A 22,595-nucleotide genomic window follows, 5' to 3' on the forward strand; every position below is an offset into this window, starting at 1 on the left:
GGAATGAAATCCCTTTGTCGCAGGCGGGCGCGGATGCGCCCCTATCCGGACACGCGGCCTGCGCTCCGGCAATCCATCTGCATGTGGAGGGGCCTCAGCCGGACTCCTCCCATGTCGCCTCAAGCGAGGCATTGAGGAGCCCCGGCAGGGCCGTGGACAGCGCCCCGAGTTCCGGGGACAGCCGGAACGCGCTGTGTGCATGTCCCGTCATGGGCCTTGGTTCGCCGCTGGCCTTGAGGCGCTGGAGGGAGCGGGCAAGGCGCTTGGCGGCGCTGTCCGGGGATTTCAGGACGCGGCGGATCGCCCGGATGCGCGCGAGCAGTCTCGCGGTCGGGACCGGTCCTTGTGGTCCATAAGTGGTCCCGAAAGTGTCCATAACCGGTCCAGACGGAAATGGACCGCCCGCACGGGGCGGCAGCGCGAAACAGGGGTCTGCCGCGCCGGGGAAGGTGACCAGCTCGACGCCCTCCGGCAGGCCGGGGGCTGGCGCGCGCTTGCGCGGCGGCGCGAACACGATGTGCAGGCTGAGCGCCATGAGGGTGAGCAGCCGCCGGACGATCTGTTCAATTTGTTTCAACCGGCCATTCGCCTTGGCACGGCGCGTGCGCGGCATCTTTTCGGGCCGCAAATGCAGATTGTCGCGCGCGACCAGATCGGTCAGCGCGCGCTCGGCAACTTCCAGCCCCATGCTGAGGAAAGACCGGTCAACACTCATGGGCCCAAGTGTGAGGGCGATGTGCGTCAGACGAACTGGGGGACGCTTATCCTCGTGAGCGGGGGCGATAGGAGAGGACAAATCCTCGCTAATTTCATGAGGTGGAGGCTTTGTTCGTATCTTCTGCTTTGGGCGCATTTCCAGACGTAAGGATTCGCGCTTGATCAGATCAATTTTGACCCTTCGTCATCGATCGCGCTACAGAAACCAATGACTTAAGTCGCCCTAAAATGGCCGCTCGCAATCTTCATTGAAGCACATGTAAGCATTTTGCTTTTTGTGATGATGGATCTATTCTGCGTTCGGATCGAAGCGGAGATCGCATGTTCGGGAACAAAAAGAAGAAACGAAAAGTTCTGAGACTGCTCGATGACGCGGCGGACAACTTTCAGTTCCCAATGCTCGACAATGGAAACTTATATCTGGCCGCATCGCGCTTATCGGTTTTTTGCAACGATCGAGACTGGGCATTCGTTTTCGAGATCTTTGGGTTTTCACCCAGAGCTGGTCAACCTGACCTGAGTGTGCAGACAATTGCCTCGTCAGTTGAGAACAGAAACCCTCGATCCAACTATGCTAGCGATGAGGCTTACAACAACTACCTTAAACACAATCAAAATTACGAATTCAGAAGTTTCTTTCCCATAGAGAACGACGACTGGATCGACGAAGAAAATCCAGAGCTAGTCGCGTTATCGGGTGAGGTTATAATTCGAGGCAAATCTATTCCGCTTCCGTCAAACCCAGAGTATGAGGCGGCCGGCATCCGCTTGGAGTTTGATCGGCCAGCTGTTCACGAACTATGCAGACTGCTCGCCGAACAACACCGAGAGCTGTTACTTGCCTCGCAAACGGAGCGGAAAACAAATCTCCCTAATTCACTGCCGCATTTGATTACTCTCGATGATTGGCAGCACCCAGATTTAGCCAACGGGCAAAAACCAAGTGAGGTTGCCACGTTCAGTAAACTCGCCAATGTCGTTCAAACTGGAGACCCCAACAAGTTTTCAATCGGCGAAGCCGGAAATACAAATTGGCGTAATTGGCCAGAAGGTGGCCTTCTCTAAAGCGCCCGAAAGCACTTTGAGAGCTCACAGGCGATCATCGGAGAGAGTCCTATTCTCGCCCCACAACGGCCGCTCGCAGATTCCGAAAAGGGCGCAAAGCCAGACATTAGAATCTCAGCACCATCCGGCGGCTTTTGGCCCTAACCCGCCTTTCGGCGATCAAAAACCGATGACTGCTCTTGGCGTCAGAACGGACGTTGGCATTTATAGAAAAATGTCGCTACTTGATTACCACTTAGAACAACGAGCAGTGCGAATGCCGACAGCCGAACACTTTTGGGATTGGTTCCTGCAGCACGAAGAAGAACTTCGCAGCATTAGGCGAGACCGCAGGCTGTTTCAGCTACTGGGAGAGCATTTGCTGATTTTGGACATTCCCAAATGGGAAATTGGACCGTTTGATACGAATGGTTCCAAGCACTTTCTGGCGCTGTCAGGGTCCAAGGTTACTGAGACCGGTAAGAGAAATCGCGAACAACTTCTCGAGATGGACGCTCCATCGACTTGGATGATTTTGCCTTTTCGACCACCGAAACGATGGAGCCGTCAGTTTCAATGGGGACCTGATAGGGTGAGCATCAATGCGAATGGTTGGCTATTCGAGGTCCATAAATTTGATGATGGCATGTTCGACCTAATTCTGCATTCCGACATTCACGAGATTTCGAACGCCGCGGAGAAGAGAGACGCTCTAATCACAGCGCTAGACAATGAGTTGGGAGAGGCCGGCATGATCGAGAAAATCAACGCCGTTGAGTTGCGTGTAAATGTAGATTCATCTGATCGCGAGCGATTGATACCGATGAGCCACCTTAAAGAAATTATCTTGTCTGAAGCCCGCAAGCGGTAGGGCAGCTCCCGGCGTCGAAGGGATCAATCCTGCTTTAGTCCATTGTCGGCCAAACCGGACGAAACCGACTATTGAAAATCCGAAAAAGTTCTGCATCGATGCCCTGGCGGATTCTTGTCAGACGGTTCAACAGCTCGTCGCTGTAGCCTCTTTTTTCCCACCTAAACTGATGACCCATAATCCATCTCGGCATCTGCCATATCTGAGAGATGAGCTCTGGTGATGACAAAACTTCATCAATCTCCAGCTCTTTGAGTTCTTCGATCAGAATTTCCAGTTGTTGGAGGTTCGCGCGTGCGTGGTCGTCACCTCTATCATAACGTAGTTCAATCAAGGGACCATTTTGTCCTTTGATACCACCATCAACCTTCCAGTAACTCGCAAAATCCTGGTCGCTCATAAGTTTACCTGTGTTGGAATTACGAAAACACCAATAGACGGGAAAATCTCTAACGTCCCTTCCTGCCCCAAAGCTGTCTAAATGGCTGGTTTTGAGTTATTTTGCCATTCGAGTATCGAGAATTTCTGACCGCTTCTGGCGATTTCTTGCCCCTCAGAAATCTGGCGGGATTAGAAAAAAATTCAGGGGAAATTCTAGATAGCTGATCGCGCGTTAGTCGGTCTTAGCCGGGATCGAGGGCAGCTTTTGGCCCTTTTTGGACATCGGCGAGGGTCGACGTGAGTGGCTTAAGTCGCCCCAAGAAGGACGCTGGCGATGTCTTTTCTGGCGGAGGAGCGGACCAAGGCCGTGTTGCTCAATCCGTTTTCGATGCAGGTTGAAATACGTCTTCTATCCTCATTTCGAAGGCAGCGGCCAGCTCGAAGGCGAGCGGCAAAGAAGGATCAAAACGACCGTTCTCGATCGATATGATCGAATTGCGAGACACGCCAACCCTCGCTGCGAGCTCTGATTGGCTCCAACCCCGTTCGCGGCGCAGCGATTTCATTCGGTTCTTCATTGGCTGTTACTCAGATCGCGACATCCAGTATCGCCATCCTGCACTGAGCAAGAGCGTGCAGACCATTTGCGCAAGCACCACGCTCATGAAGCCGCCAGTGAAGGCCATCAAGACGAGTTTTCTATCCGGGGCGGCTACGTCCCCGAGACTTCCAGAAACAGCAACAATCGCATTCTGCAAGGCAGGAAAAGAGAGCAAAATTGCGATGGTCCCAGCGCCCGCGAGCCAGCCCCATTGGCTCGAGAAACGGGCGGCGCTGCGGTGCCACTCGTCGAATTTCTGATGCTTCTGGATCGCAAGCACGAAGCTCGCAACCACGGTCCCCGTCGCGGCAATGCCTGCGCACAAGTAGACGACGGATTCGGGTTGCTGTTTCAGCCAGGGAATTGCGGCAATGAACATGACCGGTAGACCGATCATGATCGTGGTGAGCGCGAGCATTGAATAGGGTTTATTGAGCCAAGACATTGTGCGTTCCTTTATTGCGTCGCCTGCAGAGGCTCTGAAGCGACTGAGATATGCAAAGCTTACTTGGCATGCCCAAACTGAAATGACAAGTGTGCTTTGCATGCAATGCTGAAACAAACTGTGTAGATGGATTTTCAAACGCTAAAATAGACCGCTGCGCCGACGCCGAGAATAGACCTGAGCTGAGCGGCTTAAACTCGCCCCAAGTCGGCCACTCAGCGATTCTTACGCGATGACCACTCTTGGCGATTTTCTGACATTCAATTTCGTTTAGCCGTTTCGGCTGCTTTCGGGATGAACCGGTCTCCCGAGCATTGGTTCGCCTGAGGTTCCAAGTCACCCTCAAGCCCCTCACACCAGCTCATAATCCTCCAGCTTCACCTCGGCGACGGCGTCGGCATAGGCGCGGGTGTGGCCGGACCAGTTCTGGGTGATCTTGCCGGAGCCGGTCTTGTACCAGCTGTTGCAGGCCGGATCGGCCCAGACCGTTTTCGAGAGCTTTTCCTGCAGATCCTTGTTGAAGGCCTCCTGGGCCGCTTCGGTCGGAACGAGGGCGGCGGCGCCTTTCTCGTCCAGCGCTTGCAGGGCCTTAATCGTGTATTCGACCTGACGCTCCAGCATGAAGGTGATGGAGTTGTGGCCGAGATTGGTGTTCGGGCCGTAGAGGACAAAGAGGTTCGGGAACCCGTTCACGGTGATGCCGAGATAGGCTTCCGGGCCGTCGTTCCACTGATCTGCGATCGTCACGCCATTGCGGCCGACCACGTCGACAGACCAGCGCCAGCCCGTCGTTTCGAACCCTGTGGCAAAGGCGATCACGTCGTATTCATGCACCTGGCCGTCTACCGTTTTGATGCCCTCCGGCACGATCTCCGCGATGTGCTCGGTGACAAGGTCGACATTCGGTTCCATCAGCGTGGTGAGATAGTCGTCTGAAATCAGAATACGGCGGCAGCCGACCGGATAGTCCGGCGTCAGCTTCTTGCGCATCTCTTCATCAGGGACCTGTTCCTGAAGGTGATCAGTGGCCAGCCGCGTGAAATGGGCCCGGCCTTCAGGTGTCCATTCGAAAGCCTGCCAGAAGAAATAGTCGGCATTCTCATAGATCAGCTTGCGGTTCATTTCCGCGAATTCCATCGCCTTTTCCGGGATGGTGAACATCAGCGCCATTTCCTCTGGCGCAATGAAGCGGTCATTGCGGGGGATGACCCAATTGGGCGAGCGCTGGAACACGCCGACCTTGGCGCAGGTCTTGGCGACTTCGGGAATGATCTGCACCGCGCTGGCGGCAGAGCCCACAATGCCGATCCGCTTGCCTTCCAGTTCAACCGAATGGTCCCATTCGGCAGAATGCATCACCGGTCCGTTGAAGCTGTCCTTGCCGGGAATGTCCGGCCAGAAGGGGCGGTTCAGCTGCCCCAGCGCGCCGATCACAGCATCCGCCTCTAGCGTGTCGCCCTTCGCTGTGGTGACGGTCCATTTCTTTGTGCCTTCGTCCCAGACGGCTTTTTCCGCAGCCTCGTTCAGGCGGAGGTTCGGGCGCAACTGGAAACGATCTGTGATCTCCTCGGCATAGGCCTGAATTTCGGGCTGCTGCGGATAGACGCGCGTCCAGTTCATCGACTGCGCAAAGGAGAGCTGGTAGGCGGCGACGGGAACGTCACAAGCACATCCCGGATAGGTGTTTTGCGCCCAGGTGCCGCCGACCCGGTCTGCCTGTTCCAGAATCGTGAAATCGTAGCCGGCTTCCTGCAGCTTGATGGCGGCGGTCAGTCCGCCCAGGCCAGCGCCGATGATGACGATATGCTTGTCCGGCATGCGTGTATCCTCCCATTATTTTTATGGGAGAAGAGTGTCACGATACCTGCGTTTCACAAGGGGTTCCGCCGCGCGAGCCTTACCCGTCGAATTTGTAGGATATGCGCACGCCGATATTGTCCAGGCCCTGATTGCGGCCATTGCCGAGAATCTGGCCGTGACTGAGATGTTCATAGAGCAGCTCTGCGCCCCAGGCCTCGTTGATGTCATAGTGCAGACCAAACGTGGTGCGGAACAGGTCGCGTGACCCGAGCAGGACATGGTCTTCGGTGAACGCATCACCTTCCGGGCTGCCCTGCGGGAAGGGGCTGTTCAGTTCGCCATCATGCAGCACATAGCCCACGCTCGGTTCAAAGGACCATTTGTCCGAGAAAGGGAAGGACCAATGCAATCCGACGCCGCCAAAGCTTGTATTGCTGTTGGTGCTCAGGCTGCCCATCACATAGGGCTTGGGACTCCAGATCAGGTCCAGAAACTCCGGGGATTTAAAAAGGAGCTCGGCGCTGATGTTCTGGCCGGGCTCCTTATTGGCATTGTTGCAGTCGGTGACGCAGATATTTTCCTGCATCACGCCCAGCCGGGCTTCGCTCAGAATATCGGCCTGCGCGGATCCGGCGAAGACGGTTGTGGCGGAAAACAGCAAAATGGCGGCGCGGTTCATACATTACCCCGAATTAACGTTAATACACAAAGATGGAAGTCAATGCGGCACCGTCAAGCGCGTTCCGTCAGCTTTTTCCTCGCGCCCAGCGTTGGGTGGCATTTGCGACACGTTCACCGAACAATTCCGCCGTCTTCAGATCAGCCGCGTCGGGCCCATCTTCGGCGGATAGATCGGTGAGGGCCTGTGTGGCGAGTCCATTGGAATGCCCAGCGCGGTTGAGCGCTTCCGAGAAATCGTGGCCCGAAGCATTGAACCCGGACTTCATGCCGAAATTCACCCAGATCATGCCTTGCTGCGCGGCGAGCGTGGCGAACTGGGCGAGCGTGCCGGACTTGTCGCCGGCCAGAGAGCCGGAATTGGTGAAGCCTGCGGCGATCTTGTCTTTCCAGGCATCGGTGAACCAGGCCTTGGACGAGGCATCCATGAACTGTTTCATTGGTGCCGAGGCGGAGCCCATATAAGTCGGCGCGCCAAAGATGATGGCGTCGGCCGCAGCCAGCTCGTCCCAAGGGCCGGTGTCGGGGGAGGCGAGATCTTCGGCCTTGTAGAGCGTGACCTCGGTGCCGGTGGTTGTGGCGCCCTTGCGCACATGTTCGGCAACCTTGGCCGTGTGGCCATAGCCGGAGTGATATACGATAGCGATCTTGGTCATGAGGATGTCCTTTCGTGGTGAAAGGAGCAAATAGGGCGGGCGATCCCCCGGATCAGCCCGCCCCATTCGAATAGGATTTATGCAAGTCCGGTATGAAAGCCGGCCTGAATTACTAGAAGGTCAGCACTTTCGCATAGCGTACCTGAGGCAAGGCCTCGAGCGTCTCCATCATGTCTGCGGGTGGCACCGCATCAATGCCAATCAGCGCAATCGCCTCCTCGCCAGCCGCTGTGCGGCCGAGATGGAAGGTGGCGATGTTGATGCCGGATTCGCCCAGCAACTGGCCGAGCGCGCCGATGAAGCCCGGCTTGTCGAGATTGTTGACGTAGAGTGTGACCGGCGAGAAATCGCCTTCCAGCGCCATGCCCTTCACTTCGACAATGCGGGGCTGACCGGCGATGATCGTGCCGGCCAGCGTGCGCCAGCCGCCCTCGGGGGCGTTCTTCGTTGCCTTGGTCTTCACCTTGACGCGGATCAGGCTGTCATAGACCGGGCTGTCCTCGGTCTTGGTCTCGGTCAGCTTGACGCCGCTGTCGGCAAGGATTGCCGGGGCGGACACCATGTTCACATCACCGCGCGAGGCACGCAGCAGGCCAGCCAGCAGGGCGGCGGTGAGCGGCTTGCGGTTCAGGTCAGCGACTTCGCCTTCATATTCGATGACGACTTCATCATAGCCGAAATCCGAAATCTGGCCTGCAAAACTGCCGAGCTTTTCGGCAAGCGCCGCAAATGGCTTGATGCGGGGGGCTTCCTCGGCCGTGATCGACGGCATGTTGAGTGCGTTGGTCACGGCGCCGGAGAGCAGATAGTCCGACATCTGTTCGGCAACCTGCAGGGCGACATTTTCCTGTGCCTCGGCCGTTGCCGCGCCAAGGTGCGGCGTGGCGATGAAGTTCTTTGTGCCGAACAGCAAATTGTCCTTGGCGGGCTCCACCGCAAACACGTCAAAGGCAGCGGCCTGGATATGCCCGCTTTCGAGCAGGTCTTTCACGGCTTCCTCGTCGACAAGGCCGCCGCGGGCACAGTTGACCAGGATCAGGCCTTTCTTTGTCTTCTCCAATGCTTCGCGGGAGAGGACATTCCTGGTCTGCTCCGTCAGCGGAACGTGTAGCGTGATGACGTCTGCGCGGGTGAGCAGGTCTTCGAGTTCAACCTTTTCGACCCCCAGTTCCACGGCGCGTTCGTCCGTCAGGAACGGATCATAGGCAGCGACCTTCATCTTCAGGCCGATGGCGCGCTCGGCAACACGGCTGCCGATATTACCACAGCCGATCAGGCCGAGCGTCTTGTAGGAAACTTCCGTGCCCATATAGCCAGACTTCGGCCATTTGCCCTCTTGCGTCTCGGCATTCGCCGCAGGGATCTGGCGGGCGGCGGCGAACATCATTGCGATGGCATGCTCGGCCGTCGTGATGGCGTTGCCGAAGGGCGTGTTCATGACGACCACGCCCTTGGCGGTGGCGGCCTTGATGTCGATATTGTCAACGCCAATACCGGCGCGGCCAATGACTTTCAGGTTCTTGGCGGCGGCGATGACGTCCGCATTCGGCTTGCAGGCGGACCGGACGGCGAGGCCGTCATACTGCGGAATGATCTCGATCAGCTCGTCTTTCGACAAGCCGACCTTGATATCGGTTTCAATGCCGCGGGCCTTGAAGATGTCCACGGCGGCGGGGCTGAGTTTGTCAGCAATCAGAACTTTGGTCATTTCAGTATCTCTTTTGAAAAGTAGCGCGGGCTAGAGCGTTGCGGCCTGTTCGGCGAAGGCCCAGTCGAGCCATGGCGTCAGCTTGGCGACATCGGATGGCTCAACAGAGCCGCCACACCAGATGCGCAGTCCCGGAGGGGCCTTGGCGTATCCGGCCGCATCAAAGCAGGCATTCTCGGCTTCGAGCCGCTTCATCATGGCCTTCACGAAAGCGCGCTGGGCGTCCTCGTCGAGACCGGCCACGCGGGGATCAACGATCTTGAAGGTCACGCCCGTATTGGAGCGGACATCCGCATCCGGACAGAGGAAATCGACCCAGTCGGTCTTGGCGACCCAGTCCGTGAGATGCGCAAGGCTCTCATCGGAGCGGGCCTTCATGCCGGTCCAGCCGCCGAGGCTTTCGCACCAGTCGAGCGCCTGAAGATAGTCTTCCACGCACAGCATGCTTGGCGTGTTGATCGTGGCGCCTGCGAAGAGGTCCTCGTTCAGCTTGCCGCCCTTGGTCATGCGGAACAGCTTCGGCAGGGCGCGATCCGGCGTATAGGTTTCGAGACGGCGGACGGCGTTCGGCGACAGGATCAGCATGCCGTGGGCCGCTTCGCCGCCAAGGCATTTCTGCCAGGAATAGGTCACGACATCGAGCTTGGCCCATTCAATGTCCTGCGCGAAGGCAGCAGAGGTCGCATCGCAGATAACGACACGGTCCGGGTTCGGCTTGATCCAGTCTGCATTCGGCACGCGCACACCAGAGGTCGTGCCGTTCCAAGTGAAGATGATGTCCGCATCATCGCGCGCCTTGGAGAAATCCGGCAGCTGGCCATAGTCGGCGCCGTATGTCTCACACTCAGGCAGCTTCAATTGCTTGGTGGCATCGGTGACCCAGTCCTGGCCGAAGCTTTCCCAGGCGAACACGTCCACGGGCTTTGCGCCCAGCATGGACCACATGCACATCTCGACGGCACCGGTATCAGACGCGGGCACGATCGCCACGCGATAATCGTCCGGAATACCGAGAATGGCTTTCGACCGGTCAATCGCGGCTTTCAGCTTCTTCTTCGCATCACCGGAACGGTGAGAGCGGCCAAGAGCGGCGGTTTCAAGTTTTTCGAGGGAAAATCCGGGACGCTTTGCAGTCGGACCGGAAGAAAAGTGCGGGCATGCTGGCAGCACGCCGGGTTTGGCGACATTCGTCATCTGTTTTTACTCCTATCCTCACAGATAGGCTGGGCACCGTTGGGGGCGCCTGGCCCGCCGCGTCTGTCTCACATTTCCAAGGGACGCGCAAATGACATTATTGCGTCTGGTGTAGCGGGGTGCTTCACTTCGGCTCATGACCCTCACCATTCACCGCCTGTCGGGCACTCTGGGTGCCGAAATCCATGGAGCAAACCTGCTCGCTGGGCTGTCCAATGCCGATTTCAATGAGATCCATCAGGCTTTCCTGGATCACAAGGTGATTGTTCTGCGCGGCCAGCATGGCCTGTCGCCGGACCAGCAGAAGGATTTTGCCCGCCGCTTCGGCACGCTGAACATTCACCCTTACGTGAAGGGCATGGATGACCATCCGGAACTGATGGAGATCATCAAGGAGCCGGACGAGAAAACCAATTTCGGTGGCGGCTGGCATTCCGACATGAGCTTCCTTGAGGAGCCAGCACTCGGCTCGGTCCTGCACGCCATCGACGTGCCGCCCTATGGTGGGGACACGTTATTCGCAGACCAGCAGGCCGCCTATGATCGGCTGTCCGATGGGCTGAAGGCCACGCTGCAAGGCATGACCGCCATCCATACGGCCAGCAAGGAATACGGCGCGGATGGCTATTCCGCTGCCGTGCGCCAGTCGATGGACGCCAAAGCCGCGCCCGATGCGCCGGAATACGAACACCCCGTCATCCGCACGCATCCCGAGACGGGCCGCAAGGGTCTGTTCATCAACCCCGCTTTCACGCTGCGCTTTGCGGGCTGGAGCCGGAAGGAAAGCCGACCGCTGCTCAACTATTTGTTCGACCTGTCACGGGAAGAGCGCAATACGTGCCGCGTGCGCTGGCAGGAGGGCGACGTCACCATGTGGGACAATCGCTGTGTCTGGCATTATGCGCTGAATGATTATCACGGCCATCGCCGCCACATGCGCCGGGCGACGATCAATGGTGACAAGCCGCGCTAGGCGAGGTTGCTGAGCACGCCCCAGGCGATCAGGGCCTGACCGCCATAATAGAGAAACCAGAGCGCGATAGAGGGCAGGGCGGGCTTCGGCGCGTCCGCTGGCCTGACAAATAATTGAAATGACAGGATCACATCTGACGCGATGAACATGAGCGCGCCCAGCAGGACAAGAAGATAAGCGGGCTCGAGCCTGAGGGCGGCAGCGCCCATCATCAGGATGATGCCGCCATATCCGATCACCGGCAGGCGCATGCCCTTTGTGACCCACGGCGCCAGCCAGCGAATGAAAACGACCCCGCAGGCGATCAAGCCAATCTGTGCTGCGAGGATCAACAGGGTCCGGTCGGCCTGGGGCAGCGCCCAGAACAGGGCGATATAGGTGACATGCGCGGCAAAGAACGCGCCCATGCCAGGCAGAAGGAATTTGTCATTTTCGTCTGCCTCAAGGAAGAAATCACCAAGAGAACTGAGGGCCAGCCCGGCCACCAGCAGGACTGGGCCGCCCAGCAAATATGCCCACAGCGCCAGCAGGGCGGTGGAGCCGGTTTTCACGATCAGCTTGAGCAGGCTGTGCGGTCGCCAGCAGAAGGCCGTGCCGTACAGGACGCCGAGGACCATCGATGCGAGCAGGACGCCAGTTGGAAGTGTCACCGGATCAGTCTGCGCGCTTGACTGGTTCCGGCAGGCGGAGCAGGCGTCGTGCCATTCCGCGATGCACGTCTTTCACATGCATGCCGACAATGCCCAGTGCCGTGGCCAGCACGGTTGCGTCATCTGTAAAACCGAGCCCGGCCAGGAAATCCGGCAGCAAGTCAATTGGCATTACGAAATAGGCGCCGGCGGCAAACAGAACGCCTTTTGCCTTGAGTGGCGTGTCAGGATCGCGCGCGGCGAAATAAGCTGCCGCAAGGTCATCCGCGAACGGTATCTTTCCGGCAACGCGCAGCAGCTTGGGCACGAGCCCTCTCGTATTGCGTTCAAGGCGCTCGACCGATTGCGGTGTGAACCGTCCCTCGGCGTCCTTGACCATGTTGATAATTTCCGCTGCGTCAGACATTGCGAACTCCTGTCAGCACTATAGACCAACAGTGTATCAACAAAAACAAGGGAGGGCAGCAGCCCATGGAACTGAACTCGAATATCTCTGCCGTTATTACAGGTGGCGCGTCTGGCCTTGGTGCTGCAACCGCCCGTAAGCTGGCATCGCAGGGCGTCAAAGTCGCCCTTTTTGATCTCAATGAGGAGAAGGGCGAAGCTCTCGCCAAGGAACTCGGCGGCGTTTTCTGCAAGGTGAACGTGACTGACGAAGAATCTGTGGACGCTGGCTTTGCAAAATCCCGCGCTGCCATTGGCCAGGAACGCATCCTCGTCAATTGCGCCGGTACGGGCAATGCCATCAAGACGGCCAGCCGTAATCGGGAAACAGGTGAGATCACCCATTTCCCGCTCGACAAGTTCAACATGATTATCCAGATCAACCTTGTCGGCACCTTCCGCTGCATCGCGAAGTCTGCGGCTGGCATGATGACGTTGGATCCGATCGACGGTGAGCGCGGCGCAATTGTGAACACGGCGTCTGTTGCTGCTGAAGACGGCCAGATGGGTCAGGCATCCTACTCCGCCTCCAAGGGCGGTGTTGTCGGCATGACCCTGCCAATCGCGCGCGACCTTGCTCGCGAACTGATCCGCGTCAACACGATCCTGCCGGGTATCTTCAACACCCCGCTGATGCAGGGCGCACCTGACAATGTGAAACAGGCGCTTGCCGCTTCGGTGCCAAACCCTGCTCGTCTCGGTAACCCGGACGAATATGCGTCACTCGCATGTGAGATGCTCAGCAATGGCTACTTCAATGGCGAAGACGTTCGCCTCGACGGTGCCATTCGCATGGCTCCGCGCTGATCGGCTCACGCCGTCTCAGTAACGCTTCAAAGGCCCGCTCCCGGTTCTCGGGGGCGGGCCTCTTTAATGGAAGCGGGCTACGAGGACGGAAAGGGAGCCCGGCTCCCGGTCGTCCCCTTTACTGTCCCTTGCGTTGTTTAACGCCTTCCTCGTCAGCAATTGCGCGATCTTCGTCATTGAAGATGATTTCTGCTTCCTCGCCCTTGCCATAGGCGCGGGATTTCTTGGCCAGCGCCGACATGGAGTCTCGCATTGAGCCCTGGCCCACCGCCATTGTTTTCGAGGCGGAAACACCGACGGCTTCGGCATCGTCAAAGCGGGCAAATTCTGCGCCGAGGAAGACAACTTCCCAGCCTTTTGCCTCGGCCCTGTCGAGCGCAGCTTTGGCACCATCGCGGGTAAGCTCACGAGATGAGTTCTCCAGGCCGTCCGTCATGATCACGATCACAGCCTTTTCCGGGTCGTCAGCCTCGGCCAGCGATACCATCCGGCCAATTGCGTCGAACAGGGGCGTCATCCCCCGCGGATTGGCTTCCTCATTGGTAACATCCGTCCAGTCTTCGGCGCCAACTTTCTCGCGCAAGACATCAAACTGCATGCTCTCCTGAAAATCGAAGATGGCCAGCGTCACATCGGTTTTGATGTCGCTACCTTCGATTTCCCCTTCATCGGCCTCGCCAACGCTCGCAGCATACGCATTCACGGATGTGAGGGCTTCATCCCAGATGCTGCTCATTGAGCCTGTTCGGTCGAGCAGGATATAGGAATGCACCGCCCCCGGATCATCGTCCGGCTCCGGTGCGGGTATCTTGGCGGAGGCTGGCCCCATCAGGGCGATGGCGGCTGCGCCGGCGGCGAGTGTTGTAATGAGCTTTTTCATGCGTGCGTCCCTGTCCAGAAATCTACATCGGGCCACCCGGCCTGATGCATGTTAATCTCCGGGCGAAATCGGGCACACATGTGGCATTAACGCGTTGTTAGAAAGGAAATCGGGTGCGAACGACTGTCCGCACCCGGTGAATATGAGCAGCTGTTCATATTGGCTGCTATAGGCGTAGGAATTCCGAGCTGGAAGTTTAGGCGAACTGGGGCGCGATTTTCAGATTCCGCACCCACCCGATCTTTTCCATGACCAGAAGGATCGTGCCATTATAGTCGACAATCCGGTTCCAGACGCCGCGACGCGGACGGTGCAGCGCGCTGATTGGTTCATCATGGTGATGGTCATGGAAGGCTTCGCCGCCAGTCAACAGCGCCATCATATGGTCAGCCCAGATTGGGGTTTTCAGATGGCCCAGCACGTTGATGCCATAGACCGTGGCGTGGAACTGAATGGCGCGGCCAATCACAACCGACGCATGGATCAGCGCAGTTAGCAGCAATGAGCCACCAGCGGCCCAGACGATCAGATAGATCGCCGCCGGGATCACGAGATGAACGACGAGGCTGATCTCATTATAGAAACGGTCCATCCACACTACAGCTGGCTGGTTCTTCAACCACATTGCCAGAGGGCGCTGAGTGTCGCGGTGGTCACGCCAAAGGATCCAGCCGACCCAGGCCCAGCGTTTGGACTCGAATGGGTTGTGGGGATCACCGGGCTTGTCTGAAAAGCGATGGTGCTGGGAGTGATAGTTCACCCAGTCCTTCACATTGCCCTGCATGGCAATCACGAGATTGATCATGGTCACGATTTGGCCGGGCATTGCCAGTTCGCCTGCGCGATGCTGAAGGATGCGGTGAAGCGGCCCAATGCCGGCATTGCAAACGAAGATCGATGCGCCGATCACGGCGATGGCCAGCGGAACGTACCACCAATGGAAGGTCAGTTGGCTCAGGGCAACGCCAAGCACGATCATGGTGATGAACAGCGCCAGGCCGAGTGCCGGATAGCCGAAGGCTGAAAAGAAGCTCGCATAATTGAAATTCTTCCACGTCTTGGGAATGGCGAGCGAACGCGGCAGCGTCATTGAGTGTCCTCCTGAGAGCCTCACATCCTGTGGGCCTTGATTTTCCTGAGTGTCCAGCGGACTGAATTAATACAGACTTAAGGCCTCAAAGCTGTTGTCGTAAAGATGGAACCGCATTGTTGACGGGCTTGTGACCGAAACGTGCGGTGCAGGGGTGACGAACTGGCTCCTAACCCGCTAGAACACGTCAGGAACATGTGCCGGGCTGGTATGGGAGGCGCTGCATGGCAGACGATCGTCGCCAATTTGATCTGCAACGCCTTCGGGACCTGGGACTGGATCTGGATTCCAGTCAGGATGAAGCTGAACTCAAAAGTACATGCCCCCTGACCCCGGACTGTATCGAGGCCGGCGATAATAGTCTGACGCTGAACCAGCTGACCGAAAAGTTCCATTGCGCCAATTGTGGTCAATCGGGCTCTTTCCGGGAGCTTGTTCGCGCGCTTGAAAGCGGCGAGCTGGCCCAGGAAGCCCGGGCGCCCGCCATCCTGGATGCTGAATTCTCAGAAGCGCCGATCCGGGCAACCCACGCGGTCGTTCGCGCCGAGCCGAGAGTGATGCAATTGGGGGAGGGGCAGCGGGTCCGGTCCGACGCCGAAATACGACTGGAGCGCAAACAAGCCCGCAAGGCGGCGCGTCAGGGTCGTCACACAGGCGAGAAGATCATCATCACATTGCTGGCCCTCGTCTTCCTCGGGGCAGGCCTCGCGGCAGCGGGCCTCTCCGGTTTTGCAAACTATCAAGCCTTTTCCAAATCCGTGGCCGACCCGCTTCAGTCGGGCGTCTGGGGATGGACCGGCGTGATCGCGGCGATCATTTCATTCGGTGGCTTCACTTTCTTCTATTGGCATTCGGCCAACCACCGAATGAAAGAGGGGGTTCGTGCCTTGCTGTTCGCCCTTGCTGGAGGGGGCACTTCTATCGTCGGCACGCAAATGTACATCGCCGCCAACAATCAGGCCGCCGAGGCAGAGCTTGTCCGGGCTGGTTCAAACCGGGACGTGCTCGCCACACAGATCGCTGACTGGCGGCGCCAGTTGGAAGGCATCCCTCCAGAAACCCGATCAGTCGATGGATTGGAGGCCTATATAGAAGAGGTCGAGCGGGTCGGACGAACGCACCAGAAGCCCTACCGAGACGCACAGAATGAACTCGGACTGGCGCGCCGCCGTGACGACCTGCTGGCGCGAATTGAGACCGCAAATGCGGAACTGCTGGGCACGGGCTCGGGAGACATTCTCGTTGAAGCGCAGACCCGTACATCGATTCCCGGCTGGTTTTTCGCGCTCATGCTTGAACTTTTTTCCAGTCAAGGCACGTCGATTGGTCTGGTCGCGCTTCTGATCCTGTATGGCAGGTCGCAAGTAAACGCCGAACCTGAAAGCGTTAACCAAGACATTTCCTGAAAAATGAACTCTTCTGCGTGTCACGCATAGAACTATTGAAGCAACGACATGGTGCTTCTCCATCTGAACTAAACCGGCACAGAATGTGCCGGTTTTTTTCTGTCTTGCGGAGCATTTACTACGTTTCTGGCCTGCGACTTGCGAAAGCTGGTCGTACCGGCGCTCTTCATTCTATTGCATGACGTTCAGAGCAAAGGTGCAGTTGTTACGCAGCGTGATCTGGTGCTTGAGAGCGAAATCTCTGTTTACCATGATACGCGTCCACGGGTTAGAGTAAGTCCATGAATCTGTTCTTCAGGTTTCTTCGTATTTTCCTTCCGGCTTTCTTCACGAAAAAGCGGAGCGGACTGATGGATGTTCACACAGTCCGCTCCTCCGTCTGGATAGGTGACCAGGACCCGTTGGGTCACATGACCAATTCGCGCTATTCCTCGTTCACCGATCTCGGCACGATGAACTATATGGGCCGTACCGGTGCGCTGATGACGTATCGCAAGCGCGGCTGGAGTCCGATCATCCAGCACGAGTCCATCACCTTCTATCGGATGATGAAATTCCCTCAGAAATTCGAACTGACGACGCAACTGGTTGGGTGGGCTGACTGCTATATTTGTTTCCGTCATCAGTTTCACAGCAAGGGCAAGCTGATTGCGGAGAGCCGCATGGTGGCGCGGCTGGTGGGGCGAGGTCGGAAAAAGGTGGACACGCAAATGGCGCTCGAAGCAATGGGGCTCAACCTCGAAAGCCCGCAGCTGAGCCAGCGCTATCTTGACGCGATCGCAGACTTGCAGGCGAAAGACGCTGCGCGGAACGCGGAAAGAAGCACCTAGCGATCAAACGAAAAGGCGTTTGGGAGCAGATCTGCCATCTTCCACTCTTTCAGGGCGGTCCCGTCCGCTGCTACCGCGTAGACGATGCAGTCCGGACCACACAATTCGGCAATACGCTGGCGGCAGCCACCGCATGGCGAAAGGTCTCCGTCCCCGCCTATTACCAGCACGTGCGAGCAAGTCTTTCCGCCCGAAACCACCATGGCACCCAGGGCGACCGCTTCAGCGCACGTTCCTAATGGATAGGCCGCATTCTCGACATTGCAGCCCGCGAAAATCCTGCCCTGTTCATCCAAGACGGCGGCGCCAACCTTGAATTTGGAATAGGGGGCGTGGGCCTGTTCACGCGCGGCGCTCGCGGCAGTTTGAAGTCGGTCAATCAGGGAAGGGGACGGGTCGGTCACGCAGGTATCCTCTGGCCAAGTGCGGGCTTCCTGCTTAGGCATTGTCGCCTGTCTTGTCACTTGATTGCCGAATCCTGCGAAGCGCCATGTCCCGTATTCCCCTGATAATTGATTGTGATCCCGGTGTGGATGACGCCGTCATGTTGATGATGGCGCTGGCCAGTTCAGATCTGGACATACGTGCCATCACGACCGTTGCCGGCAACGTGCCGCTTCATCTGACCAGCCGGAATGCGCGCATGATGTGCGACTTGATGGACCGCAGGGAGGTCCCCGTATATGCCGGGTGCCCGCGTCCAATGGTGCGCACGCCGGTCACTGCGGAGGATTTCCACGGCGAGAGCGGGATTGCCGGGCTTGAACCGTTTGCGCCGGAAACGCCGCTGGCCGAAGCGCATGCCGTCAACGCGCTGATCGACATGCTTCGCGCCGCCGGGCCGAAGGGCCTGTCGATCGTGATGACAGGGCCGATGACCAATCTCGCGACAGCGCTGATCATGGCGCCGGATATTGCGGAGAGTATTGACCAACTGGTCCTTATGGGCGGCGCTGACAGCGAGGGCGGCAATATCACGCCCTTTGCCGAGTTCAATGTCTTTGCAGACCCCCATGCGGCGGCTGTTGTGCTGGGGAGCGAGACGTCAGCCACAATACTCTCTCTGGATGTGACACATCAGGTCCGGGCGCTCGACTCCCATCTGGCTCCCTTCCGCACACTGGAGGGCGACCGGCCGCGCATCATGGTCCAGCTGCTGGAAGCGGCGAATGCCCTGGAACAGAAATGGAAGGGCAAGCGCACGCCGATGCATGATCCCTCCACAATCGCATTCCTGCTTGCGCCGCACCTGTTCGAGGGCCGAAGGGCTGACGTGACGGTTGAAACAGAATCGGGCGCGCGTTTCGGACAGACCCGGCCATCCAAACTGGAAACGGGTCGCCATACCTGGATCACCAAGGCGGATGCCGCGGGCTTCTTTTTGTTGGTGAAGGATTTGCTGGAGACATCATGATCACGATTGTTGGATCTATCAATCTCGATATCGTCGCGACGGGTGCGAGTTTGCCTCGGCCGGGGGAAACGGTGACGGGTGCCACGCTTGCCCGCCATCCCGGCGGCAAAGGCGCGAACCAGGCTTTGGCGGCGCGCCGTCTGGGCGCGGATGTCCTTCTGGTGGGGGCTGTCGGCGCGGACGATATGGCAGAGGAAGCTTTGAAGCTGTTGCAGGCCGGCAGCGTGGACCTGTCTGGAGTCCAACACGTGAATGGGGAAACAACGGGCGTCGCGCTGATCGCGGTGTCTGCCGATGGCGAGAACCAGATAGTGGTCTGCCCCGGCGCGAATGCCGTGTTGCGCCCTGCTGATGTCGAATTCGTCGAGATTGAACACATGATGGGGGTTCTGGAAGTCAGCGCAGACACGTTGCTTGCAGCAGCGCGCAAGGCCACCGGATTCGTAAGCCTGAACCTTGCTCCGGCCATGGTCGTGCCCGACGCATTGCTAGCTGAAGCGGACCTGATCAGCGTGAACGAGACCGAAGCGGCCTTTTATGGCGGGGCGTTACACCAGTTGGATGCGTATGTTGCGATCTCGCTTGGCGGTGACGGGGCAACGCTCTGGAAAGATGGCAAGCAGATCGCTCAGGCGTTACCCCCGAAAGTGAACGTGGTCGACACGGTCGGAGCCGGGGACACGTTCACCGCGGCGCTGACCGTGGCCCTGATCGAGGGCCAGTCTCTTCAGAAGGCGCTGGAGTTCGCGGTGGCTGCGGGCGCTGTTGCATGTACGAAGCCCGGCGCGCAGCCGAGTTTGCCGAAGCGTGTCGATCTCGATCCATATCTCTGATTGGCGGGCGCAGGCGTCTTCATGCAATTGACGCATGGTCGCGCTAGGGCTTTCTGGAATTAGGTTTTGATGGTTGGAGGTTTCCCCATGTTTCGATTGATTGCCAGCGCGCTCGCGGTGACGGCGCTCGCCCTTCCGGCCTCAGCCTGGGGCAAGACCGGCCACCGCATCGTGGGGGAGGTCGCGACGACCTATCTTAGCGAACCCGCTGCAACAGCTATCGAAGACGTTCTCGGACCCGAAGGTCTTGCCGAAGCGTCCGACTGGCCAGACTATATGCGTTCCAATCCAGACTCCTTCTGGCGCTCGGAAGCCAATCCCTGGCATTATGTCACGATCCCTGAAGGGCAGACCTATGCGGATGTGACACCGCCCGCGAACGGAGACGCCATCACGGCGCTTGCAAATTTTCGGGCCACCGTGCTCGATCCTGCCGCGTCCCTTGAGGAGCGCCAACTGGCACTTCGGTTCATTGTGCACCTTGTCGGGGACCTCCAGCAGCCGCTCCATGCCGGCAACGGCACCGATCGGGGCGGGAACTGGGTCGATGTCGTCTTCTTCGAGGAAATGTCGAATTTGCACGAGGTCTGGGACGAGAAGCTCATTCAGTATGAAGAGCTCTCCTACACCGAATGGGCCAATTGGCTGGTTCAGAAGATCACGCCGGCTGACCTGGGCGAGTGGGGCGCGGCCACGCCCGGACAATGGGCCGATGAGAGCGCCGCCATTCGCGACACGATCTATCCGGAATCGGAAATCCTGTCCTACGACTACGCCTATATGGCGCGGCCAATCCTGAACCAGCAGATGAGCAAGGGCGGTGTGCGCCTTGCGGCCTATCTGAACGCGATGTTCGAGCCGGTCCCGGAGACTGAATAGGGGTCAGGCGCTCGCGCGATTGATGCGGCGGCGCTGGACACTGGACGGGATGTTGAGGCTTTCGCGATACTTCGCGACGGTGCGGCGGGCGATATCCACGCCATAGCCTGTCAGGATTTCGACGATCTGGTCGTCCGACAGCACATCATCAGGCTTCTCGTTCTCAATGAGATTCTTGATCCGATGGCGGACTGCCTCGGCTGAATGTGCTTCGCCGCCACCTGTTGCAGGGATTGAGGCGGAGAAGAAGTATTTCAGTTCAAACAGGCCGCGTGGGGTCGACATGTACTTGTTCGTCGTCACGCGACTGACCGTGGATTCATGCATCTCGATCGCGTCTGCGACCTGCTTCAGATTCAACGGTCGCAAATGTGCGACGCCATGCGCGAAGAAGGCGTCCTGCTGGCGGACGATTTCACTGGCGACTTTCAGGATGGTGCGGGCGCGCTGGTCTAGCGACTTGATCAGCCATGTGGCCGATGCGGCGCATTCGGAGATGAATTCCTTTTCCTTGTCGCGCATCGGCAAGGCCGTCACTTCGGCATAATAGGCCTTGTCCATCAGGACACGCGGAAGGTTTTCCGAATTCAGCTCAACGGCAAACATGCCGTTGGGCATTTCGCGCACATAAACGTCTGGTGTCACCGCGACCGATGCATCGCCGGCAAAGCTGGAACCCGGCTTCGGTGACAGCTGGCGCAGCTCCGTCATCATGTCGAGCAGATCTTCCTTGTCGACACCGCAGATATCCGCAAGGCCTTTCAGGTCATGCTTGGCAACGAGTTGGAGATTCTTGACCATAGCTTCCATGGCCGGATCATATCGACCCCGCTCCTTCAGTTGCAGGCCCAGGCATTCCGGTATCGAGCGCGCCATGACGCCCGTCGGATCAAAGCCCTGGCATACACCCAATACGGCCTCGACATTCGCGATGTCAGCGCCGAGCGCCGTGGCGACTTCCTCCAGATCGGCGCGCAGATATCCCGTATCGTCGGTTTCGTCGATCAGGCGGGCCGCGATCAGTCGGTCGGCCGCTGAAAGGCCAGCCAGGTTCAGCTGTGTGTGCAAATGTTCGTGAAGGGATATTTCGGAGCTTATATTTGCGGTATAATCGAAGTCCTCCCCGGATCCGCCGCCGCTGCTGGCGGTGGACCAGTCCGTCGTTGCCGATGGTCCGGAATTTCCGGCTGGCATCGCCGCATCTGAACCTGTGCCCGGTTCATAGACGTCTTCACCCGGTGCATCGAGTTGCTCGCGGGCCGCGCCGAGGCCAGATGTGTCATCCAGCGAAAGTTGTTCGCGATTTTCCGTTCTCGGGGCGTCGCTTTCCGCGGCACCCTCTTCTTCGGCCTTGTTGAGCAGGGGATTGCGTTCAATCTCCGCTTCGACGAATTCCGACAGTTCGTGGTTTGACAGTTGCAACAGCTTGATCGCCTGCTGAAGCTGTGGCGTCATTATCAGGGATTGACCCTGGCGCATGTCGAGTGACTGTTTCATTCCCAAGCCCGCGCCTTTTTCCTAAGCGGCGAACTGCTCACCCAGATAGACCCTGCGTACATCCTCGTTGGTGAGCACGTCTTGCGGCGTCCCATCAAACAGGACTTCACCTTCATACATTACATAGGCCTTGTCGACGATCTGCAAGGTTTCGCGCACTTGGTGGTCCGTGATCAGAACACCCAGGCCGCGCTGCTTGAGATAGCGGACAAGATCGGAAATGTCGGAAATGGCGAGCGGGTCGATACCGGTGAACGGTTCATCCAGTAGCATGAAGCTTGGACGCGATGCGAGCGCACGGGCAATTTCCACCCGGCGGCGTTCGCCCCCGGATAGCGACGTGGCTGCCTGGCCACGAAGATGTTCCACATGCAATTCGCTGAGCAGGCTATCGACCTGTGCCATACGCTTTGCCCGGTCTTTTTCGACCAGTTCCGCGACGGCCATCACATTTTCTTCCACCGTCATGCCCCGAAAGATCGAGGCTTCCTGTGGAAGATAGCCCACGCCAAGGCGCGCGCGCTGGTACATGGGTAAACGGGTCACGTCTTCGCCATCGATGGAAATCGATCCGGAATCCGCGCCGATCAGGCCCATGATCATGTAAAAGCAGGTCGTCTTGCCGGCCCCATTGGGTCCAAGCAGGCCGACAATTTCCCCACGTTGAAGGCTCAGAGACACATCCCGCACGACCTGTCGCTTGCCAAAAGACTTGGCAATGCTGTTTACGACAAGGCCTTCGGCCGAATCCGTCATCTTTTCTGAATTCCCTCAATCTACTGGGATATTGCCACCCG

General features: G+C 58.2%; 25 protein-coding genes. 9 read left to right on the forward strand and 16 right to left on the reverse strand.

Translation table 11 applies throughout. From position 1 onward, the window contains the following. Window positions 1–94 precede the first annotated feature (94 nt). The gene (locus tag B3527_RS15890; RefSeq protein WP_290480546.1) at window positions 95–715 is read right to left on the reverse strand and encodes a hypothetical protein; all 621 of its coding nucleotides are present in this window, start codon (window positions 713–715) and stop codon (window positions 95–97) included. Between the two features lie 323 nt (window positions 716–1,038). On the opposite strand from B3527_RS15890, the gene B3527_RS15895 reads away from it, so the two are divergent. Together B3527_RS15895 and B3527_RS15900 are read left to right on the forward strand one after the other, a co-directional pair. Next, the gene (locus tag B3527_RS15895; protein ID WP_206992076.1) at window positions 1,039–1,782 is read left to right on the forward strand and encodes a DUF7003 family protein; all 744 of its coding nucleotides are present in this window, start codon (window positions 1,039–1,041) and stop codon (window positions 1,780–1,782) included. After that, window positions 1,691–2,632, forward strand: a complete 942-nt coding sequence (locus B3527_RS15900) for a hypothetical protein (protein ID WP_290480545.1) — start codon at window positions 1,691–1,693, stop codon at window positions 2,630–2,632. The genes B3527_RS15895 and B3527_RS15900 overlap by 92 nt, the downstream gene beginning before the upstream one ends. Before the next feature lie 34 nt (window positions 2,633–2,666). Here B3527_RS15900 and B3527_RS15905 read toward each other — a convergent pair whose 3' ends face one another. From B3527_RS15905 to B3527_RS15940, 8 genes are all read right to left on the reverse strand, one after another. Continuing rightward, complete coding sequence (locus B3527_RS15905) at window positions 2,667–3,032, reverse strand: hypothetical protein (protein ID WP_290480544.1); 366 nt, start codon at window positions 3,030–3,032, stop codon at window positions 2,667–2,669. Window positions 3,033–3,387: 355 nt separating this feature from the next. After that, window positions 3,388–3,591, reverse strand: coding sequence for a helix-turn-helix transcriptional regulator (locus B3527_RS15910; RefSeq protein WP_290480543.1), 204 nt, complete (start codon window positions 3,589–3,591; stop codon window positions 3,388–3,390). 6 nt (window positions 3,592–3,597) lie between these two features. Then, window positions 3,598–4,059, reverse strand: a complete 462-nt coding sequence (locus B3527_RS15915) for a hypothetical protein (protein WP_290480542.1) — start codon at window positions 4,057–4,059, stop codon at window positions 3,598–3,600. A 351-nt stretch (window positions 4,060–4,410) separates the two neighbouring features. After that, complete coding sequence (locus B3527_RS15920; protein WP_290480621.1) at window positions 4,411–5,877, reverse strand: flavin-containing monooxygenase; 1,467 nt, start codon at window positions 5,875–5,877, stop codon at window positions 4,411–4,413. Between the two features lie 79 nt (window positions 5,878–5,956). Then, window positions 5,957–6,538: an acyloxyacyl hydrolase gene (locus tag B3527_RS15925; protein ID WP_290480540.1), complete on the reverse strand. Its 582-nt coding sequence runs from the start codon at window positions 6,536–6,538 to the stop codon at window positions 5,957–5,959. Between the two features lie 67 nt (window positions 6,539–6,605). After that, window positions 6,606–7,193, reverse strand: a complete 588-nt coding sequence (locus B3527_RS15930; protein ID WP_206992082.1) for a flavodoxin family protein — start codon at window positions 7,191–7,193, stop codon at window positions 6,606–6,608. A gap of 112 nt (window positions 7,194–7,305) precedes the next feature. Further along, the gene (serA, locus tag B3527_RS15935; protein ID WP_290480539.1) at window positions 7,306–8,901 is read right to left on the reverse strand and encodes a phosphoglycerate dehydrogenase; all 1,596 of its coding nucleotides are present in this window, start codon (window positions 8,899–8,901) and stop codon (window positions 7,306–7,308) included. Window positions 8,902–8,931: 30 nt separating this feature from the next. After that, window positions 8,932–10,095: a phosphoserine transaminase gene (locus B3527_RS15940; RefSeq protein ID WP_290480538.1), complete on the reverse strand. Its 1,164-nt coding sequence runs from the start codon at window positions 10,093–10,095 to the stop codon at window positions 8,932–8,934. 136 nt (window positions 10,096–10,231) lie between these two features. On the opposite strand from B3527_RS15940, the gene B3527_RS15945 reads away from it, so the two are divergent. Further along, on the forward strand, window positions 10,232–11,068 hold the full coding sequence (locus B3527_RS15945) for a TauD/TfdA dioxygenase family protein (RefSeq protein WP_290480537.1): 837 nt from the start codon (window positions 10,232–10,234) through the stop codon (window positions 11,066–11,068). Here the strand turns inward: B3527_RS15945 and B3527_RS15950 are convergent. Beyond that, complete coding sequence (locus B3527_RS15950) at window positions 11,065–11,718, reverse strand: lysoplasmalogenase (RefSeq protein WP_290480536.1); 654 nt, start codon at window positions 11,716–11,718, stop codon at window positions 11,065–11,067. The two genes, B3527_RS15945 and B3527_RS15950, sit on opposite strands and share 4 nt — an antisense overlap. A gap of 4 nt (window positions 11,719–11,722) precedes the next feature. Next, window positions 11,723–12,124: a YkvA family protein gene (locus tag B3527_RS15955; RefSeq protein WP_206992088.1), complete on the reverse strand. Its 402-nt coding sequence runs from the start codon at window positions 12,122–12,124 to the stop codon at window positions 11,723–11,725. 65 nt (window positions 12,125–12,189) lie between these two features. Between B3527_RS15955 and B3527_RS15960 the strand changes: the two genes are divergently transcribed. Next, window positions 12,190–12,969 (forward strand): SDR family NAD(P)-dependent oxidoreductase, encoded by a 780-nt coding sequence (locus B3527_RS15960; protein WP_034817023.1) that lies wholly within the window; start codon window positions 12,190–12,192, stop codon window positions 12,967–12,969. A 118-nt stretch (window positions 12,970–13,087) separates the two neighbouring features. Here the strand turns inward: B3527_RS15960 and B3527_RS15965 are convergent, their stop codons facing one another. Together B3527_RS15965 and B3527_RS15970 are read right to left on the reverse strand one after the other, a co-directional pair. Beyond that, window positions 13,088–13,849 carry a vWA domain-containing protein gene (locus B3527_RS15965; protein WP_206992089.1) on the reverse strand — a complete coding sequence of 254 codons (762 nt, stop codon included), beginning with the start codon at window positions 13,847–13,849 and terminating at the stop codon, window positions 13,088–13,090. A 196-nt stretch (window positions 13,850–14,045) separates the two neighbouring features. After that, window positions 14,046–14,939 (reverse strand): acyl-CoA desaturase, encoded by an 894-nt coding sequence (locus B3527_RS15970; RefSeq protein WP_290480535.1) that lies wholly within the window; start codon window positions 14,937–14,939, stop codon window positions 14,046–14,048. A gap of 224 nt (window positions 14,940–15,163) precedes the next feature. On the opposite strand from B3527_RS15970, the gene B3527_RS15975 reads away from it, so the two are divergent. Together B3527_RS15975 and B3527_RS15980 are read left to right on the forward strand one after the other, a co-directional pair. After that, complete coding sequence (locus tag B3527_RS15975; RefSeq protein WP_290480534.1) at window positions 15,164–16,345, forward strand: hypothetical protein; 1,182 nt, start codon at window positions 15,164–15,166, stop codon at window positions 16,343–16,345. 350 nt (window positions 16,346–16,695) lie between these two features. Then, a complete protein-coding gene (locus tag B3527_RS15980; RefSeq protein WP_290480533.1) occupies window positions 16,696–17,175 on the forward strand; it encodes a thioesterase family protein in 480 nt (159 codons plus the stop codon). On the opposite strand, the gene cdd is transcribed toward B3527_RS15980, so the two are convergent. Next, window positions 17,172–17,579, reverse strand: a complete 408-nt coding sequence (gene cdd / locus B3527_RS15985) for a cytidine deaminase (RefSeq protein WP_206992092.1) — start codon at window positions 17,577–17,579, stop codon at window positions 17,172–17,174. The genes B3527_RS15980 and cdd overlap by 4 nt on opposite strands. Before the next feature lie 86 nt (window positions 17,580–17,665). Between cdd and B3527_RS15990 the strand changes: the two genes are divergently transcribed. The 3 genes from B3527_RS15990 (at window position 17,666) to B3527_RS16000 (ending at window position 20,301) form a co-directional block, all read left to right on the forward strand. Beyond that, window positions 17,666–18,589: a nucleoside hydrolase gene (locus B3527_RS15990; protein ID WP_034817030.1), complete on the forward strand. Its 924-nt coding sequence runs from the start codon at window positions 17,666–17,668 to the stop codon at window positions 18,587–18,589. Next, the gene (locus B3527_RS15995; protein ID WP_290480531.1) at window positions 18,586–19,422 is read left to right on the forward strand and encodes a ribokinase; all 837 of its coding nucleotides are present in this window, start codon (window positions 18,586–18,588) and stop codon (window positions 19,420–19,422) included. Before B3527_RS15990 ends, B3527_RS15995 begins: the two co-directional genes overlap by 4 nt. Window positions 19,423–19,509: 87 nt before the next feature. After that, the gene (locus B3527_RS16000; RefSeq protein WP_290480530.1) at window positions 19,510–20,301 is read left to right on the forward strand and encodes a S1/P1 nuclease; all 792 of its coding nucleotides are present in this window, start codon (window positions 19,510–19,512) and stop codon (window positions 20,299–20,301) included. Between the two features lie 3 nt (window positions 20,302–20,304). Here the strand turns inward: B3527_RS16000 and rpoN are convergent, their stop codons facing one another. Both rpoN and lptB read right to left on the reverse strand, forming a co-directional pair. Continuing rightward, on the reverse strand, window positions 20,305–21,798 hold the full coding sequence (gene rpoN, locus B3527_RS16005) for an RNA polymerase factor sigma-54 (RefSeq protein ID WP_290480529.1): 1,494 nt from the start codon (window positions 21,796–21,798) through the stop codon (window positions 20,305–20,307). A gap of 21 nt (window positions 21,799–21,819) precedes the next feature. Then, window positions 21,820–22,554 (reverse strand): LPS export ABC transporter ATP-binding protein, encoded by a 735-nt coding sequence (gene lptB / locus B3527_RS16010; protein ID WP_034817035.1) that lies wholly within the window; start codon window positions 22,552–22,554, stop codon window positions 21,820–21,822. Window positions 22,555–22,595 lie beyond the last annotated feature (41 nt).

Source organism: Hyphomonas sp. UBA4505 (assembly GCF_002388685.1).
GTDB lineage: Bacteria > Pseudomonadota > Alphaproteobacteria > Caulobacterales > Hyphomonadaceae > Hyphomonas.